The sequence below is a fragment of the Aeromicrobium sp. 9AM genome (assembly GCF_902506105.1).
GTDB lineage: Bacteria > Actinomycetota > Actinomycetes > Propionibacteriales > Nocardioidaceae > Aeromicrobium.
Map to the genome: position 1 here is coordinate 638,834 of NZ_LR733304.1, position 16,067 is coordinate 654,900.

Annotated in this window: 21 protein-coding genes and 1 tRNA gene; 16 read left to right on the top strand and 6 right to left on the bottom strand. The window is 68.9% G+C overall.

The window, feature by feature from the left end:
* Positions 1-456, bottom strand: coding sequence for a MarR family winged helix-turn-helix transcriptional regulator (locus tag BOSE46_RS09225; protein ID WP_159539964.1), 456 nt, complete (start codon positions 454-456; stop codon positions 1-3).
* Between the two features lie 85 nt (positions 457-541).
* Here BOSE46_RS09225 and BOSE46_RS09230 point away from each other — a divergent pair, with 85 nt between their 5' ends.
* Complete coding sequence (locus tag BOSE46_RS09230) at positions 542-1,111, top strand: YceI family protein (protein WP_159539965.1); 570 nt, start codon at positions 542-544, stop codon at positions 1,109-1,111.
* 9 nt (positions 1,112-1,120) lie between these two features.
* Here the strand turns inward: BOSE46_RS09230 and BOSE46_RS09235 are convergent, their stop codons facing one another.
* Complete coding sequence (locus BOSE46_RS09235) at positions 1,121-1,681, bottom strand: 5-formyltetrahydrofolate cyclo-ligase (RefSeq protein WP_201299586.1); 561 nt, start codon at positions 1,679-1,681, stop codon at positions 1,121-1,123.
* 23 nt (positions 1,682-1,704) lie between these two features.
* Here BOSE46_RS09235 and BOSE46_RS09240 point away from each other — a divergent pair, with 23 nt between their 5' ends.
* The 7 genes from BOSE46_RS09240 (at position 1,705) to BOSE46_RS09270 (ending at position 7,214) form a co-directional block, all read left to right on the top strand.
* Positions 1,705-3,075, top strand: coding sequence for a UTP--glucose-1-phosphate uridylyltransferase (locus BOSE46_RS09240; RefSeq protein WP_159539966.1), 1,371 nt, complete (start codon positions 1,705-1,707; stop codon positions 3,073-3,075).
* A gap of 156 nt (positions 3,076-3,231) precedes the next feature.
* On the top strand, positions 3,232-4,548 hold the full coding sequence (gene glp / locus BOSE46_RS09245; protein WP_371415505.1) for a gephyrin-like molybdotransferase Glp: 1,317 nt from the start codon (positions 3,232-3,234) through the stop codon (positions 4,546-4,548).
* 2 nt (positions 4,549-4,550) lie between these two features.
* Complete coding sequence (gene moaC / locus BOSE46_RS09250; RefSeq protein WP_159539968.1) at positions 4,551-5,024, top strand: cyclic pyranopterin monophosphate synthase MoaC; 474 nt, start codon at positions 4,551-4,553, stop codon at positions 5,022-5,024.
* Positions 5,021-5,539 carry a molybdenum cofactor biosynthesis protein B gene (locus BOSE46_RS09255; RefSeq protein WP_201299587.1) on the top strand — a complete coding sequence of 173 codons (519 nt, stop codon included), beginning with the start codon at positions 5,021-5,023 and terminating at the stop codon, positions 5,537-5,539. Before moaC ends, BOSE46_RS09255 begins: the two co-directional genes overlap by 4 nt.
* A gap of 35 nt (positions 5,540-5,574) precedes the next feature.
* Positions 5,575-6,141, top strand: a complete 567-nt coding sequence (locus BOSE46_RS09260) for a GNAT family N-acetyltransferase (RefSeq protein ID WP_256366738.1) — start codon at positions 5,575-5,577, stop codon at positions 6,139-6,141.
* 100 nt (positions 6,142-6,241) lie between these two features.
* Complete coding sequence (locus BOSE46_RS09265; protein WP_159539969.1) at positions 6,242-7,111, top strand: hypothetical protein; 870 nt, start codon at positions 6,242-6,244, stop codon at positions 7,109-7,111.
* Between the two features lie 30 nt (positions 7,112-7,141).
* A tRNA-Ala gene (locus BOSE46_RS09270) sits at positions 7,142-7,214 on the top strand.
* 65 nt (positions 7,215-7,279) lie between these two features.
* On the opposite strand, the gene BOSE46_RS09275 is transcribed toward BOSE46_RS09270, so the two are convergent.
* Positions 7,280-7,873, bottom strand: a complete 594-nt coding sequence (locus BOSE46_RS09275; protein ID WP_159539970.1) for a TetR/AcrR family transcriptional regulator — start codon at positions 7,871-7,873, stop codon at positions 7,280-7,282.
* A gap of 100 nt (positions 7,874-7,973) precedes the next feature.
* Here BOSE46_RS09275 and BOSE46_RS09280 point away from each other — a divergent pair, with 100 nt between their 5' ends.
* Both BOSE46_RS09280 and BOSE46_RS09285 read left to right on the top strand, forming a co-directional pair.
* Positions 7,974-8,807: an alpha/beta fold hydrolase gene (locus tag BOSE46_RS09280; protein ID WP_159539971.1), complete on the top strand. Its 834-nt coding sequence runs from the start codon at positions 7,974-7,976 to the stop codon at positions 8,805-8,807.
* A 76-nt stretch (positions 8,808-8,883) separates the two neighbouring features.
* Positions 8,884-9,849: an LLM class flavin-dependent oxidoreductase gene (locus BOSE46_RS09285; RefSeq protein ID WP_159539972.1), complete on the top strand. Its 966-nt coding sequence runs from the start codon at positions 8,884-8,886 to the stop codon at positions 9,847-9,849.
* Here the strand turns inward: BOSE46_RS09285 and BOSE46_RS09290 are convergent.
* Positions 9,846-11,222 carry an FAD-binding oxidoreductase gene (locus BOSE46_RS09290; protein WP_159539973.1) on the bottom strand — a complete coding sequence of 459 codons (1,377 nt, stop codon included), beginning with the start codon at positions 11,220-11,222 and terminating at the stop codon, positions 9,846-9,848. The genes BOSE46_RS09285 and BOSE46_RS09290 overlap by 4 nt on opposite strands.
* Before the next feature lie 58 nt (positions 11,223-11,280).
* Here BOSE46_RS09290 and BOSE46_RS09295 point away from each other — a divergent pair, with 58 nt between their 5' ends.
* The gene (locus BOSE46_RS09295) at positions 11,281-11,625 is read left to right on the top strand and encodes an MmcQ/YjbR family DNA-binding protein (protein WP_159539974.1); all 345 of its coding nucleotides are present in this window, start codon (positions 11,281-11,283) and stop codon (positions 11,623-11,625) included.
* Here BOSE46_RS09295 and BOSE46_RS09300 read toward each other — a convergent pair.
* Positions 11,622-12,584 (bottom strand): DUF4349 domain-containing protein, encoded by a 963-nt coding sequence (locus tag BOSE46_RS09300; RefSeq protein ID WP_159539975.1) that lies wholly within the window; start codon positions 12,582-12,584, stop codon positions 11,622-11,624. The genes BOSE46_RS09295 and BOSE46_RS09300 overlap by 4 nt on opposite strands.
* Positions 12,581-13,156 (bottom strand): RNA polymerase sigma factor, encoded by a 576-nt coding sequence (locus tag BOSE46_RS09305; protein ID WP_159539976.1) that lies wholly within the window; start codon positions 13,154-13,156, stop codon positions 12,581-12,583. The genes BOSE46_RS09300 and BOSE46_RS09305 overlap by 4 nt, the downstream gene beginning before the upstream one ends.
* Before the next feature lie 143 nt (positions 13,157-13,299).
* On the opposite strand from BOSE46_RS09305, the gene BOSE46_RS09310 reads away from it, so the two are divergent.
* From BOSE46_RS09310 to BOSE46_RS09330, 5 genes are all read left to right on the top strand, one after another.
* Entirely contained in the window at positions 13,300-13,827 is a 528-nt protein-coding gene (locus BOSE46_RS09310; RefSeq protein WP_159539977.1) for a hypothetical protein, read from the top strand.
* Between the two features lie 86 nt (positions 13,828-13,913).
* Positions 13,914-14,090, top strand: a complete 177-nt coding sequence (locus tag BOSE46_RS09315; RefSeq protein WP_159539978.1) for a Flp family type IVb pilin — start codon at positions 13,914-13,916, stop codon at positions 14,088-14,090.
* A 184-nt stretch (positions 14,091-14,274) separates the two neighbouring features.
* The gene (locus tag BOSE46_RS09320) at positions 14,275-14,466 is read left to right on the top strand and encodes a Flp family type IVb pilin (protein ID WP_201299588.1); all 192 of its coding nucleotides are present in this window, start codon (positions 14,275-14,277) and stop codon (positions 14,464-14,466) included.
* Between the two features lie 125 nt (positions 14,467-14,591).
* Complete coding sequence (locus tag BOSE46_RS09325) at positions 14,592-14,963, top strand: TadE/TadG family type IV pilus assembly protein (RefSeq protein ID WP_159539979.1); 372 nt, start codon at positions 14,592-14,594, stop codon at positions 14,961-14,963.
* A complete protein-coding gene (locus tag BOSE46_RS09330) occupies positions 14,960-16,060 on the top strand; it encodes a TadE/TadG family type IV pilus assembly protein (RefSeq protein WP_159539980.1) in 1,101 nt (366 codons plus the stop codon). Before BOSE46_RS09325 ends, BOSE46_RS09330 begins: the two co-directional genes overlap by 4 nt.
* Positions 16,061-16,067 lie beyond the last annotated feature (7 nt).

Below are 16,067 nucleotides of genomic sequence, written 5' to 3' on the forward strand. Positions count from 1 at the left end.
CTACCTGCGCGGGTCCACGTCGTGGGCGTCGACGACGCGCTGCAGGCCCCTGGCGATGGCATCCTGCTGCGCTGTTGTGAGGTGGCGGCTGAAGTGCTGTTCGATGCCGGCGAGGTAGACCGGCGCGGCCTGCCGGCGAGCGGCGCGGCCTTCAGACGTGATGCGCGCCAGAGTCGCACGACCGTCGTCGGGGTCGGGCACGCGCTCGATGTAGCCGACGCGTTCAAGCTCTGACACCAGTCGGCTGACGCGAGTGCGGGACAGCACGACCCGCGCGGCGAGGTCCTGCATCCGCAGCTGGCGGTCTGGAGCGGCGTTGAGCTCGAGCAGGACGTCGTACCAGGACAGGGGGATGAGCCCTCGGTCGTGCAGGTCCTGCTCGATCGCCCGGAGCGCTCGGTTCTGGGCACGCAGGACGGCCTGCCATGCAGCAACGGGATCGCGGTCTTCAGCCATGCGCCAAAACTACTACTTGCGTGCATCCGCACGCAAATGTATAGTGTGTGCACACGCACATAACTATCACGAAGGAATGATCATCATGAGCACAGCACCCGTCATCGAACAGACCCAGCTCCCGGCCGTCGGCACCTGGACGATCGATCCCGGTCACGCCGAGGTCGGCTTCGTCGGCCGCCACTTCGGACTCACCAAGGTCCGCGGCCGCTTCACCGGAGTCGAGGGCACCGTCACGATTCGCGAGCCCCTCGACATGTCCGAGGTCGAGGTCGTCATCGACATGGCATCGGTCAGCTCGGGCAACCAGACCCGCGACGACCACCTGAGGTCGGACGACTTCTTCGACGCGGCCAACCACCCGCAGGCCACCTTCCGCTCCACGGGAGTCGTGACGAACGGCGCCGAGGCGCAGATGACCGGCGAGCTGACGATCAAGGGCGTCACGCGTCCGGTCACGCTCGCCGCGGAGTACGTCGGTCAGGCCACGGATCCGTGGGGCGCCGAGCGTGCGATCTTCAGCGCTTCGGGCGCGATCAACCGCGAGGACTGGGGCCTCACGTGGAACATGGCGCTCGAGGCCGGAGGACTCCTCGTCTCCAAGGAGATCCGCCTCGAGATCGAGGTCGAGCTCGTCCGCGCGGACCAGTCCTGATTCCGCGGCTCAGGGCACGCGGAACACGCCGCCCGGGGTGACCGCCAGCTGCACGGGTACGTCGTGCGGTTCGTGCGGCACCTCGGGCAGCAGCTCGTGGCTGAACACCAGCGCGCACAACGGCGCGCGCACGCCGGCCAGTGCGCGGTCGTAGTAGCCCGCCCCGCGGCCCAGCCGGTAGCCCGCATGGTCGACCGCGAGGGCAGGGACGATGACGACGTCGCACGAGTCCAACGCCCCGGACCCCAGCCGCTCGCCAGCCGGCTCAGGGATGCCGAGCGGAGTCGTCACGAGTGCCGACTCCGGCTCGTACGTGACCCAGTCGAGCGTCCGGTTGTCGAGGCTGAGCGGCACGATGACCTCGACGCCGCGAGCCAGCAGGCCCATGATCAGCGGGGTCGTGCCGGGCTCGGACGGCATCGAGAGGTAACAGGCGACCCGCTTGGCCCGCGCCACCACCGGCGCTGCGAGGACGTGGAGGGCGATGGCCTCGGCCGCTTCGAACCGCGCCTCGGTGCTCATGGCGCGTCGCCTGGCGAGGAGGTCCAAACGTGCCTGTGCCTTCGTCACGCGCTGACGCTAGCGTATGTGCAATGTCGGGTCTCGAGATGGCGCAGCAGCGCATGCAGGACGCGGGCGTGCCCCAGCGTGCGATCGATGTGTTTTCCTCCTTCTACGCCAAGCTTGAGCAGGGCGAGAGCGGGATGATCCGCGAGGCTGACGTCGATCCGCTCGATGGCATCGACCACGCCGGCTCGCTCCAGCTCAGCGACGAGGAGTGCCGGGCCGCGGCGGCGGTGACCGCCGTCATCAAGCTCAACGGTGGCCTGGGCACGTCGATGGGCCTCGATCGCGCCAAGACGCTGCTTTCCGTGCGCCCCGATCTCACGTTCCTCGACGTCATCGTCGGCCAGGTGCGCCACCTGCGCCGGACCCTCGACGTACGCCTGCCGCTGCTGTTCATGAACAGCTTCCGCACCCGCGACGACACCCTCGCCGCGCTGGCGAAGTACGACGACCTCGAGGTCGAGGGCCTGCCGATCGACTTCCTGCAGAACCGCGAGCCCAAGCTGCGCGCCGACGACCTGACCCCGGTCGACTGGCCGGCCGACCCGTCGCTCGAGTGGTGCCCGCCGGGCCACGGCGACCTCTACACGGCGCTCGAGGTGTCGGGCATCCTCGACGCCCTGCTCGACGCCGGCTACCACTACGCGACGGTGTCCAACGCCGACAACCTCGGCTCGGCACCGGACCCGGCGATGATGGGCTGGTTCGCCGCGTCGGGTGCCCCGTATGCCGCGGAGGTCTGCCGGCGCACGCCCGCCGACGTCAAGGGCGGGCACATCGTCGTACGCAAGAGCGACGGTCGGCTCGTGCTGCGCGAGACCGCGCAGGTCGACCCGGACGACGCAGGGCAGGCTGACGACCCGCAGCGGCACCAGTACTTCCACTGCAACAACCTCTGGTTCGACCTGCGGGTCATGAAGGCGACGCTGGAGGCCCGCGACGGCATCCTCGGCCTGCCCCTGATCCGCAACGCCAAGACCGTAGATCCCACGGACCCGTCCTCGACCAAGGTCGTGCAGATCGAGTCGGCGATGGGCGCGGCCGTCGAGGTGTTCGAGGGCGCCACCGCGATCGAGGTCGATCGTTCGCGCTTCCTGCCGGTCAAGACCACCAACGACCTGATGCTGCTGCGGTCCGACGTCTACGGCGTCGGCGAGGACTTCCGCCTCCGTGCGCAGGTCAGCTCGGCGCCGCTGGTCGACCTCGATCGCCGGTTCTACACGACGATCGCCGACTTCGACGCCCGCATCCCGGAGGCCCCGTCGCTGGTCGATGCCACCTCGCTGAAGGTCAAGGGTGACTGGCGGTTCGGCCGCGGTGTCACGGTGCGCGGTGATGCGGTGCTCGACGACTCCGGCGCGGCCCAGAGCGTCCCGGCGGGCGCCCGGTTAGGCTGACTCGCATGTCACCAGGAGAAACCGACGACGGGCCGGAGCAGAACATGCTGCCGCTCGGCTCGGACACTCCGCCGGATCCGATCCCCGGATTCCCCTCGAGCCCGGCTTCTGAGAGCGAGGAGACCGCGCCCGTACGCCTGCCACAGACTCCGCCGGTTGAGCCTGTCGAAACCCCTCCGGCCCCGACTGCACCTGCGCCCGCCGCCTGCTGCGCCAGCCGCGCGACCGCGGCCGGCCAGCGTCCGCGAGGGCATGCTGACCGTCGAGGACCACCTCGAGAAGATCCTCCGCGGCATCGGGCCGCTGGGTGCGTACGACCAACCGCTCGTGGAGTCGCTCGGCCTGCCGCTGCACGAGGCATTCGTCAGCCCGTCCGACCTGCCGCTCTTCGACAACTCCGCGATGGACGGCTACGCGATCCGCGCCGAGGACCTGGCTGGGGCGAGTCGCGCACAGCCGGTCGTGCTGCCCGTCGTCGGCGAGATCGCGGCAGGGTCCGGCCGGCCGTTCGCGATCAGCGCCGGCACTGCGGTCAAGATCATGACGGGCGCGCCGATCCCGCGCGGCGCCGACGCCGTCATCCCGTTCGAGAAGACGGACCGCGGCAACGCGCGCGTCGAGATCTACGAGTCCACGACACCCGGCGCATGCATCCGGCCCAAGGGCGACGACATCAAGTCCGGCGACACGGTGCTGGCCGAGGGCACGGTTCTCGGGCCCCGCGAGATCGGCCTGCTGGCGTCGCTCGGAGCGCCCCGCGCCAAGGCGCGCCCCCGGCCGCGCGTCGTCGTGATCTCCACCGGCGACGAGCTGCGCGAGCCCGGCACCCACCTCGACTTCGACTCGATCCACGACGGCAACAGCTACATGCTCGCCGCGGCCGTACGCGATGCCGGTGCGATCTGCTATCGCGTCGGCGCCGTCGAGGACAGCCCGCGAACGTTCCGCAAGGTGCTCTCGGAGCAGCTCGTCCGGGCGGACCTCGTCGTGACGAGCGGCGGCATCAGCAAGGGCGACCACGACGTCGTCAAGGAGACGCTCTCGGCGCTCGGCACGGTCGACTTCGTCGAGGTCGCGATGCAGCCGGGCAAGCCGCAGGGCTTCGGTCGCGTCTATGACGAGCAGACCCCGATCATCACGCTGCCCGGCAACGCCGTCTCGGCCTACGTCTCGTTCGAGGTGTTCGTCCTGCCGGCGATCCGCCGCATGATGGGCCGTACGCCCTACCGCCGGCCCATGGTGCACGCCGTCCTGGCCTCGGACCTGCGGTCCACGCCGGGCATCCGCCAGTACGTCCGCGGCGTCTTCGAGGTCACCCACCGTGGCGCCAAGGTCACCCCGATCCTCGGCAACGGCTCACACCTCATCGGCTCGCTGGCCAAGGCCAACGCGCTGATCATCGTCGGCGAGGACCAGACCGCGCTCAACATGGGCGACACGGTCCGCACGCTCGTGCTCGATCGGCCGTTCTGACCATGCCCGACCGCCTGACCCATGTCGACGACTCCGGCGCTGCCCGCATGGTCGACGTCACTGCCAAGGACGTGACGGCCCGCACCGCGACGGCGCGCGGCCGGGTCGAGGTCAGCTCCGAGGTCATCAGCCTGTTGCGCGGCGAAGGAGTGCCCAAGGGCGACGCCATCGCGACCGCGCGCATCGCCGGCATCATGGCGACCAAGCGGACTCCCGACCTGATCCCGTTGTGCCACCCGCTCGCGATCGGTGGCGTGGAGGTCGACCTGGTCGTCGAGGACGATGCCGTGGCGATCACCGCGACGGTGCGGACCGCCGACCGTACGGGCGTCGAGATGGAGGCCCTGACTGCCGTGAGCGTCGCCGCACTCACCGTCGTCGACATGGTCAAGGCCGTCGACAAGCTCGCCCGCATCACCGGCGTCGAGGTCGTCGCCAAGTCCGGCGGCAAGAGCGGCGACTGGACGCGAGCATGAAGGCAGCCGTCGTGGTCGCGTCCAACCGGGCGTCGACCGGGGTCTACGAGGACACCACCGGGCCCCTGATCGTCGACGCGCTGCGCGCCTGGGGCTTCGAGGTCGGCGACCCGGCTGTGGTCGGCGACGGGGACCCGGTTGCCGGAGCGATCAGGGCGGCGCTCGCCGATGGGGTCTCGGTCGTGCTGTCGACAGGCGGCACCGGCATCAACCCGACCGACCGCACTCCTGAGGCAACTCGCCCGTTGCTCGACCGGGAGCTGCCCGGTGTCGCCGAGGCGATCCGCGCCCACGGCGTCGCCAAGGGTGTGCCGACCGCGACGCTGTCTCGCGGGCTGGCCGGCGTCTCGGGCCAGGCGGTCATCGTCAACCTGCCCGGCTCGCGCGGCGGGGTCAAGGACGGCCTCGAGGTGCTCGCCGACGTGCTGCCGCACGCGGTCGACCAACTGTTGGGCGGCGACCACCCCGGCGTGGGGGTCCCCCCACGCGCGAACGGCGTAGGGGGCGGCTCCTGAGTCCCGGGTGGCCGGTCGTCCTCTCGCACGGGCGCATCGGCGTACGTCCGCTGCGTCGTCGCGACGCCCGCACATGGTCGCGGCTGCGCTCCGAGAACACCGACTGGCTCGGCCCGTGGGAGGCGACACTGCCCCGTGAGGCCGGGCCGCCGGCCACGTCGTACGTCGGCATGGTCGGGACGCTGCGCCGTCGGGCGCGCATGGGCCAGGCGATGCCGTTCGTGCTGACGTGGGACGGCGAGATGGTCGGCATGCTCACGGTCAACGGCATCACGTGGGGCTCGGCGCGATGGGCCAGCCTGGGCTACTGGGTCGCCAAGAGCCACGCCGGCAAGTCGATCACGCCGACCGCGGTGGCCCTGGTCGCGGACCACCTGCTCCTGACGATCGGCCTGCACCGCGTCGAGATCGCCATCCGCCCGGAGAACGCGGCGAGCCTGCGCGTCGTCGAGAAGCTGGGGTTCGCCGAGATCGGGCTGGCCCGGCGGTTCCTGCACATCGCGGGGGAGTGGCGGGACCACCGGATCTTCCAGGTCCTCGTCGAGGACGTGCCGGGTGGCCTCATGAAGCGCCTCGACCCGCCGTCCGACCCTGCGGGGTGACCCGCCCAGAGCGCCGAGTCACACCCGTCCCACAAGTTCTCAGGCGACACACGGCCAAGGCTGCCGGGCAAGTGGACCCGCACCGCCTACCGTTTTGCACGTGGGTGCCAGCAGTGGGTTGATCATCGCGTTCGTCGTGGCCGTCTGGGCTGCGTACTTCGTGCCCCTTGCCCTGCGCCGATACGACGAGGCCAGCAAGAACGCCTCGGTGGAGACCTCCGGCTCGCAGTCCCGCGTCATCGCCCGCCAGGTCGCGAAGCCCGCACCGTCGGTCGTCGAGGCTTCGCCATCGGTCGTCGAGGCTTCGCCATCGGTCGTCGAGCCCGTCGAAGCGGCCCCAGTCGCCGAGAAGGTTGCGGCCCCCACAGCCCGTACGCTCGACCGTCCCGCAGCGCGGCTCGCGGCCCGGCGCCGTCGTCGTACGCTCCTGACCCTCCTCGCCTCTGCCGCGATCGTCGGCGGCCTCGCCGGCGCTTCGGTGATCGCACCCTCCTGGGTCGCCGCTCCGGTCGCCCTGATCGTCGCGTGGCTCGTCGCCTGCCGCATCCAGGTGCGCAGCGAGCTGGGCATCGCCAAGGTCAAGACGCCGAAGCAGCCCAAGGCTGAGAAGAAGAAGGCCGCGTCGACCGCCGACGACGAGGAACAGACGATCATCGTCTCGGGCCAGTTCGAGGACATCAACCCCGGCCGCAAGCACCAGATGGAAGACCTGCCGCTCGAGGCCAACGCGCTCGACGACCAGATCGTGATCGCCGTGCCGTCGGTGTCGACGACCGGCGAGGCGCTCTGGGACCCGCTCCCGGTGACCCTTCCGACGTACGTCACGAAGCCCCGTGCGGGCCGCACGGTCCGCACGATCGACTTCGGCCAGGCCGGCGCCTGGACCTCGGGACACATCGAGGGCGAGGACGTCGAGCTGCCCAAGCGCAGCGACGACGCCGGCGACGAACGCCGCGCAGTGGGTCACTGAACCGCCTGATAAAGTTGCCGGGCAGCACGAGGGGCATTGGCGCAGTTGGTAGCGCGCTTCGTTCGCATCGAAGAGGTCAGGAGTTCGAATCTCCTATGCTCCACAAATGGAAAGGCCCGGTTGCTCTTTGACCGGGTCTTTCCATTTGTATATGTCTGGCGATTCGGGTCAGCCCTTGATGCCGGCGGCATCCATGAGGATCTGCGCTGCGCGCCTCGCGTCGTCGGCGGCCTGCGGGGTGCCGGCGATCGCCGCGGTCGTCTGGGCGCCCTCGGCCAGGATCGCGAGCTGCGGGCCGAGCCACGCCGGCCCGCCGGCCTGCTCGACGAGCTGTGCGACGTACGCCTGGAAGTCGGCCTTGTGGTCGCGGACGATGCCGGCCAATGACTCGACGGTCCCGCCCAGCTCACCGAACGAGTTGATGAACCCGCAGCCGCGGAAGTCGTTCTCGCCGAACCACACGCCGAGGAAGTCGAAGATCGCGAGCAGGCCCTCCTGGGGGGTCGATGCCGCAGCGACCGCCTCGGAGACGCTCCTCGTCCAGCGCTCGTGCCGGCTCCGGAGCACCTCCTCGACGATGACCTCCTTGGAGGGGAAGAGCTTGTAGAGCCGTTTGAGCGAGACGCCCGACTCGTCGCGCAGGGCGTCCATGCCGACGGACTGGATGCCGCGGAGGTTGTAGAGCCGGTCCGCCGTGGCGACCACCAGCTCGCGGGCGGCGTCGTCGCTCATGCTACGCGCGTCGGTGGTGACGTTCGTCATGAAACTGATCCTCTCGAGCCCTTGCCTAGAAAACGATCGTTCTCTAGTCTAGAGCATACCGGAGAACGGACGTTCTCCAGATACTTCGAGAGGAACTGACATGGCAACGATCACAGTCGGCACCGAGAACTCCACCGACATCGAGCTCTACTACGAGGACCACGGCACGGGGCAGCCTGTTGTCCTGATCCACGGCTACCCGCTCGACGGGCACTCGTGGGAGAAGCAGTCGGCCGCCCTCCTCAAGGCCGGCCATCGCGTCATCACGTACGACCGCCGCGGCTTCGGCCAGTCGAGCCAGCCGACGACCGGCTACGACTACGACACGTTCGCTGCAGACCTCAACGTCGTGCTCGAGACCCTGGACCTGCAGGACGTCGTCCTGGTCGGCTTCTCGATGGGCACCGGCGAGGTGGGCCGGTACGTCGGGACGTACGGCACCGCGCGCGTCGCGAAGGTCGCGTTCCTCGCGTCCCTCGAGCCCTACCTGCTGCAGGCCGACGACAACCCTGCCGGCGTGCCGGCCGAGGTCTTCGACGGCATCCGCCAGGCCGCGACGGACGATCGCTTCGCGTGGTTCGACTCGTTCTACGAGAACTTCTACAACCTCGACGAGAACCTGGGCAGCCGCATCAGCGAGGCCACGGTCCGGGCGAGCTGGAACGTGGCCGTCGGCTCGTCGTGGTTCGCGGCATCGGCCGTCGTCGACAGCTGGCTGACGGACTTCCGTGACGACATCACCAAGGTCGACGTCCCGGCACTGATCGTGCACGGCACCGCCGATCGCATCCTGCCGATCGACTCGACCGGGCGCGAGTTCACCAAGCGACTCCCGGACGCCGAGTATGTCGAGATCGAGGGCGCTCCGCACGGCATGTTGGCGACCCACGCCGACGAGGTCAACGCCGCTCTGCTCGGCTTCCTGTCGCGCTGAGCCGGACCGGGGCCGCCGCCCAGCGGTGGCGGCCCCAGCCGGGAAGCAACGACGCCCAGCGTGAGTTGAACCAGGTGTGAAGCTCTCGCTCCTGGACCGGTCGCGGACGCGGGCAGGTCGCCCCGAGGCCGAGGGGCTGACCGGCTCGGTCGACCGGGCGATCAACGCCGAACGGTTGGGCTACGAACGGTTCTGGGTGGCCGAGCACCACGCCGTCCCCGGCATTGCGAGCGGGTCGCCGCCGGTGCTGCTGGCCGCGATCGGCGCCCGCACCGAGCGCATCCGCCTGGGCTCGGGCGGCGTCATGCTGCCGCACCACCAGCCCCTCGTCGTGGCAGAGCAGTTCCTGATGCTCGAGGCGTTGAACCCCGGCCGAATCGACCTCGGGCTCGGCCGCTCGCTCGGGTTCACCGCGCCCGTACGTGAGGCGCTGCGTGACCACGGCCCTGACACGTTCGAGGACGACCTGCGGGACCTGCGGGCATACCTCGAGGGCGGGGCATCGGTGACGGCCAGGCCGCAGGCGACCGGGTCGGTGCCGATGTACGTCCTCGCGACGGGCCGCGGCACGGTCATCGCCGCGCGACTCGGGCTGCCGGTCGTCATCGGTGGGCCGATCCTGGCGGAGGAGCGGATCGGTGAGGTCCTCGAGTCGTACCGTCGAGACTTCCGGCCGAGTCCTGGCGTCGAGCAGCCGTACGTCGTGGTGTCCCTCGACGTCACGGTCGCCGACGACGACCTGACGGCGCGAGAGCTGGCGTTGCCCGAGGCGTGGGCGATGGCGCGGTCGCGGCAGACCGGTGAGTTCCCGCCGTTGGAGCCGGCCGCGGAGATCCGCCGGCAGCCGTGGACGGCACAACTGACCGATCGGGTCGAGAAGTCCCTCGATCGCGCCGTCGCCGGGAGCCCCGAGACCGTACGCCGCGCGCTCGAGCAGCTCGCCGAGAGAACGGGCGCCGACGAGCTGCTGGCATCGACCTCGACGTACGACCGCGAGGCGTTGTTCGCCTCCGACGCAGCGTTGCGGGACCTCGTCGCCTAGGAGTCGAAGCCGAGGCCGAGCCGGTCGAGCAGGCGCAGCCACAGATTGCGCTTGCCCGTGCGGTCCGCGCGCTTGAGCGACCAGGTCGTGATCTGGATGCCGATCCAGGCGAACGGCTCCGGGGGGAACGGCAGCGGCTTGGTGCGGACCATCTCGAGCCGCGTCCGTTCGGTCTCCTCGCCGGCCAGCAGGTCGAGCATGACGTTGGCGCCGAATCGCGAGGCGCCGACGCCGAGCCCGGTGTAGCCCGTCGCGTACGCGACCTGGCCGTGGTGCGCGGTGCCGAAGAAGGCGCAGAACCGGGTGCACGTGTCGATCACGCCGCCCCAGTGGTGCGAGAACGTCAGGCCCGTGAGCTGCGGGAACGTCTCGAAGAAGTTCGCCGCCAGCGCCGCGTACGTCTTGGAGCGGTGCTCGTACTCCGGCAGGATCCGGCGGCCGAAGTGGTAGATCGCGTCGTAGCCGCCCCACAGGATCCGGTTGTCGGCCGTGATCCGGTAGTAGTGGAACTGGTTGCCTGAGTCCGACAGGCCCTGCCGGTTGCGCCAGCCGATCGACGCGAGCTGCTCGTCGCTGAGCGGCTCGGTCATGAGCACGTAGTCGTACACCGGGACGGTGTGGAACTTCAGCCGCTTGAGCAGCGACGGGAAGGCGTTGGTGGCGAGGGCGACCCGCCGGGCCGTGACGCTGCCGCTCTCGGTGACCAGGGCGATCCGGTCGCCGTACGCCTTGAGCCCGGTGACCGGCGTGCCCTCGACGATCCGCACTCCGGCCGCCTCGGCCGCTGCGGCGAGTCCCCAGGCCAGGCGCGCGGGATCGAGCATCGCGGTGCCGTCGCGATCCCACGTGCCGCCGAGGTACGTCGGCGAGTCGACCTGCTCCCGCAACGCTTGCGCGTCGAGGAAGTCCGGCGCAGACGAGTCGTAGTCCTCGAGCTCGTGTGGTCGCGTCGCCACCGCGAGCTCGCCGGTGCGCTGGAAGTCGCAGTCGATGCCGTAGCGCTCGATCGTCGCGGCGATCTCGTCGAGGTTCTCGATGCCGAGGCGGTGCAGCTCGTCGTACTCGTCCGGCCACCGCTCCCGCCCGTTGGCCTCGCCGTGGGTGAGGCTCGCGGAGCAGAAGCCTCCGTTGCGCCCGGTGGCCTCGCCGGCGATCCGGCCGCCCTCGATCAGGACGACGTCGCGCGCTGGATCGCGCTCCTTGGCCATCAGGGCGGTCCAGAGGCCCGTGAACCCGCCGCCGACGACGGCCAGGTCGGTGTCGAGATCGCCGTCGAGCGCCGGCCGCGCCGCGGGCCGGTCAGGCGTGTCGAGCCAATAGGGATGAGCTGCGGCGTCGGACCAGCTCGTACGCCGGTCACTGGATGCGGTCACGTCGTCATCCTCTCAGGGGAAGGGCCCAACTGTCCGCGCTGAAGCGTACGTTCGGGGCATGATCACGGTCGACGACGTGCGTCAGGTCGCGCGCACGCTGCCTCGGGCGTACGAGGTGCTGGTCCGCGACCGCATCAAGTTCCGCGTCGGCAGCCTGGTCTTCGTCGCGTTCTCGCGCGACGAGACGTTGATGGGCTTCGGCTTCCCCCGTGAGGAGCGCGAGCACCTCGTCTCGTCTCGGCCCGAGACGTTCCAGATGCCGTCGCCGGGCGACATGCGCTACCAGTGGGTCGTCGCCGACATGGCGGCGCTCGAGCCCGACGAGATGGAGGAGCTCGTGATCGACGCCTGGCGCATGTGCGTGCCCAAGGGTGTCGCTCGCACGTACCTCGAAGGCATCTAGTTCCAGCCGCGGCGGCGAGCGACGAGGCGGTAGACCCCGTAGAGCGCGAGCAGGATCGCGGCCCAGGGGAGCAGGACCCCCGCGATCTCCACGACGTTGTTGACCGCAGAGACCAGCGCGTTCCAGCCATCGGTGAGGCCGCCCTTGAAGCCGCCGGGCTCGACCGAGTCGGCCTTCGCCTTCTGGGACAGGTCGATCGACAGGGTCGAGAGCGAGACCTGGTCGGCGATCTGCTTGCGCTGCGCCTCGAGGCTCTCCAGCTGCTCCTGCCGCTGGGTCAGGGCGTTCTCGGCCTTGATCAGCTCGGCGCTGGTGTCGGAGCTCGCCATGATCTTCTCGAGCCGGTCTATCGACAGCCGAAGCGCGTCGATGCGCGCGTCGAGGTCCTTGGCCTGGGCCGTGACGTCGTCGTTCTGCTGCGAGACGTTCGTGACCTTGCCGTACGTGTCGAGCCGGTCGATCGTCGCGGTGACCTTGGTGCTCGGCACGCGCACGGTGACGAACGCCGACGCGTCGTCGCCGTCGCCGTGCTCGGTGCGGGTGTCGACCCGGCCGCCGATCGACTCGGCATAGGCGCTGATCTTCTGTGCGACCTCGCGAGGGTTGGTGACCGTCACGTTGATCTCGGCCGTTGTGATGACCTCACGGTCTGCGTCGGGCGCGGCCTTCTTGTCCTGCTCGGTGAGGGCGCCGTCCCGACCAGCAGTGTCGCCTGCGGCGCTGGGCTGCTCGATCGACGTGCTGCTCCCGGCGCTGTCGCCGCTGCCGCCGCCGCTGGTGCTGTTGCTGATCGCGTTGATGCCGATCGAGCCGAGCCCGACGACGAGGACGCTGGCCGCGGCGAGGCCGATCGTGGTGCGAGCCCGGTGGCCGCGCTTGGCGATGTCCCGGTCGACGGCGTGCATGACCGAGGAGCGCATCGCGGCGACGCGGTCGTCGTTGAGTGTGGGGGTGTTCATGATGTCTCCCTCATCGAACGGAGGTCGGCGCGCAGCCGGGTGCGGAGGCGTGAGATGCGGTTGCGGACGACGGCGTGGCTGACGCCGAGCTCACGGGCCGCCAGCTCGTACGTGTGATCGCCGACGACACACAGCTCGTAGAGCCGGCGGTCGGTGGCGGACAGGGTGGCGACGGCCTTGTCGATCTCGCTGCGGATCTGCTCGGCGACGACCGCGTCCTCGACCGACGAGTCATCCGGCAGCTCGGCGTTCAGCTCGATGCTGCGCGCCCGCACCTTGTGCGACCGGCGTCTGGCGTTGAGCGCCGTGAACCGGGCCGTGACCAGCAACCACGGCAGCACGGATTCGTCGACGACCGAGATGCGGCGGATCTTGTCCCACGTCGTGATGAACACGTCCTGGGTGACGTCCTCGGCCTCGTCGGCGTCCTGCACGACGGCGTACGCCTGCCAGTAGACCGGCCGCACGTGGCGGTCGTACAGCTGACCGAAGGCAGACCGGTCGCCGGCGGCGGCTCGGGCCAGCAGCTCGCGGTCCCCGGTGCCTTCGGCGGTGGTCGTCGGTGATGTCACCCGGCGCTCCGATCTGTGCGTGTGCGGACGTCTCACCTACAGATGTCCGGACGAGCCACACCGTCTCACGTTCGACCGGACTTTTTCTGAAGTCGTGCCGACAGGGCACCGGCTCGTACGATGGAGGAGCAGGAGGTGGCACCGTGAAGCGAATGCTGGCGGCACTGGTCGCAGTGGCGACCGTCGCGCTCGGGGTGACCCTGCTGAGCTCCGGCTCCGGATCCGACACACCCGTGGCATCCTCAGGTCCGAGTGCGCTTCAGACAGCGTCGCTGGACCAGGTCAGCAAGCCCATACCGCCGCCCAAGGCCAAGTTCGTCCGGGCGATCTATGCGACCTCGAGCCTCGAGCGATCCGAGCTGATGCTCGACTTCTGCAAGGGCCCGATCGCGGTGTTCGTCGGCGACCACCGCCCGCGGCTCATCGCCGAGCACGACTACTGCGGCGGGCTGGCCTGGATCCCCAAGCTCGGCAAGGGCGACGCGATCAAGCTCTCCGGCGACGGCGTGCAGGACGGCACGTACGTCGTGAAGACGATCGGGCACGGGGTCCGCAACGCGACCAAGGTGCGCGACCTGCCCGACACCGACATCGTCCTGCAGACCTGCGTCAGCCACAACACGATGGTCCTGGTCGGCATGGACCTGTTCGATCCCACGACTCCGTCCTGACGGTTTCGGGGACGGACACGCTGCCCCGGCGTTACCTTGGAATCGCAGGGCCGATGGGAGTGTCGGTCTCCACGAGGGAGTGCACCATGAAGATTTTTCGCGTCGCCACCAGCTGGTTCTCCACCGGTTCCAAGCGGGAAGAGGACGGTGTCACGTCGATCGAGTACGGGCTGATAGCGACAGCGATCGCCCTGTTGGTGGCCGCCGGTGTCGGCGGTCTGGCCCCCAAGGTCCTCGCGCTCTTCAACGCAATCGGCACCTGACCCGCGCCCCGAAAGATTCGCGAGTGTCCTCCTCGGTCAGCGTGTAGCCAATAGTCATTGAGAGCCATAAAAGATGGCCCGAAACAATTCCTCAAAACGCCCAAAACGGAAATTGTGACGCTCTACCTTTTGAGCAGGGAGAGTCACTCGTTCGGGTGACTTAAGAAGTTAGAGGGAGTAACTCATGTCTGCTTTCAACAAGATGTTCGCGATTCTGTCGACGTTCCAGGTCCGTGCCGAGGCACGCAAGGACGAGAAGGGCGTCACGGCCATCGAGTACGCGCTGATGGCCGGTGGCATCGCTCTGATCATCGTCGCGGCGCTGGCGATCCTCGGGCCGAAGATCAACACGCTCTTCGAAGACATCAGCCTGTAGTTCGAGCAACCACACGGCGCACTCGGGCGCTGAAAGTCGCGCCGTGAATCCCCGGGTTCACGGCGCGACGTGGTTTCGATCTCAAAGCCATGGGTCCTCGATCCAGGGGCGAGCGCGAGCGTGGAGTGGCAACCGTTGAGTTCGCGCTGATCGTCCCTCTTCTCTTGCTGCTGGTCTGCGGAGTCATCGACTTCGGGGAGCGGTACAAGACGGCCGCGGTCTACAACAACGCGGCATTCGCCGCAGCTCGCTCGATGACCATCGAGAACAGCGTGACGAAAGCAAAGACGGCCGCAGTCAACGCCGGCATGCCGAGCACCTTGGCGCTGGTCGTCACCTACACCCCCGGCTACTCGTCGTGCGCGCAGGCCGGCGACGGTTCGTTCGGCAACGTGACCGTCAAGATCACCAACCCGGCGAAATCGACCGCGACGAAGTTCTTCGGGACCACCTACTCGGTGACTGGAAAGGCGGTTGCGAGATGCAGTGGCACATGACACGACGCGGCGCTCGTCGCGATGAGCGCGGGGTCACGACGGTGATGATCGCCCTGCTGGCAACCACGTTGGTCGCGGCTGTCGGCATGAGCGTCGATGTCGGGAACGCGTACTCGCAACGGCAGAAGCTGCAGACCGCGACTGACAACGCCGCCCTGGCCATCGCCCAGGACTGCGCGCTCTACCGGTCCACCTGCACCACCGCCGGCACCAACCCGGCGAAGGCCACCGCCGACCTGGTCGTCGGGCAGAACATCAGCGGTGCCAGCACGACGGTCAACGGCACGGTGAGCGCGACGTCGAGCTCGGTCAAGGTGACCTCGACCAAGTCGATCCCGTTCTCCTTCGCGTCCGTGATCGGCGTGGCGCCGAAGACCGCGACGGTGACGGCGACCGCGACGTGGACGAAGGCGGCCCAGGAGGGCTATCCGCTGCTGCCGATGGCGGTCGGCTACTGCCAGTACAAGGCCAACGCGTTCCCGGCGACGAACCACATCCTGATCCGCACCGACCTGCTCAGTGCGACGCTCAAGGGTTTGATCGCGACCCTCAACCTGCTGGGGATCCCGCTGACGAACTTCTTCCCCGCGTCGACCTGCACCGGTAGCCAGGGCAACACGCTCAACATGAGCAACGGGGCAGTCTGGCTGACGGCTCTGGTCGATGCACTCGATCTCTTCGACATCAGCAACATGTCGCTGTGCAACATGAAGGTCAAGATCTTCACGACGATGCTGGTGACCGCCGTGACGCCGGTGATCGCCCCGACGGCCTGCGTCAACAAGCTGAAGGTCGGCACGATCGCGATGATGCCGATCTACGAGTCGAGCTCGCCGCTCACGGTCCTGTCGTCGTCGATCACGCTGCGCATCGTCGGATTCGCCCCGTTCAAGATCACCGGCTGGCAGGAGCCGGGCAACGCCAAGAACGACGCCACGGCATCGCCGACCTGCCTCAACATCCTGACGCTCACCTGCCAGGGCATCCAGGGGTACTTCGTGCGGTCGGTGGTCCAGGACCCCAATCAGGTGTTCGCGTACGACGACGACGCTCCGGACCTCGGTGGCGTCAAGCTCGCGACCCGGCTCACGAACTAGGCACGGA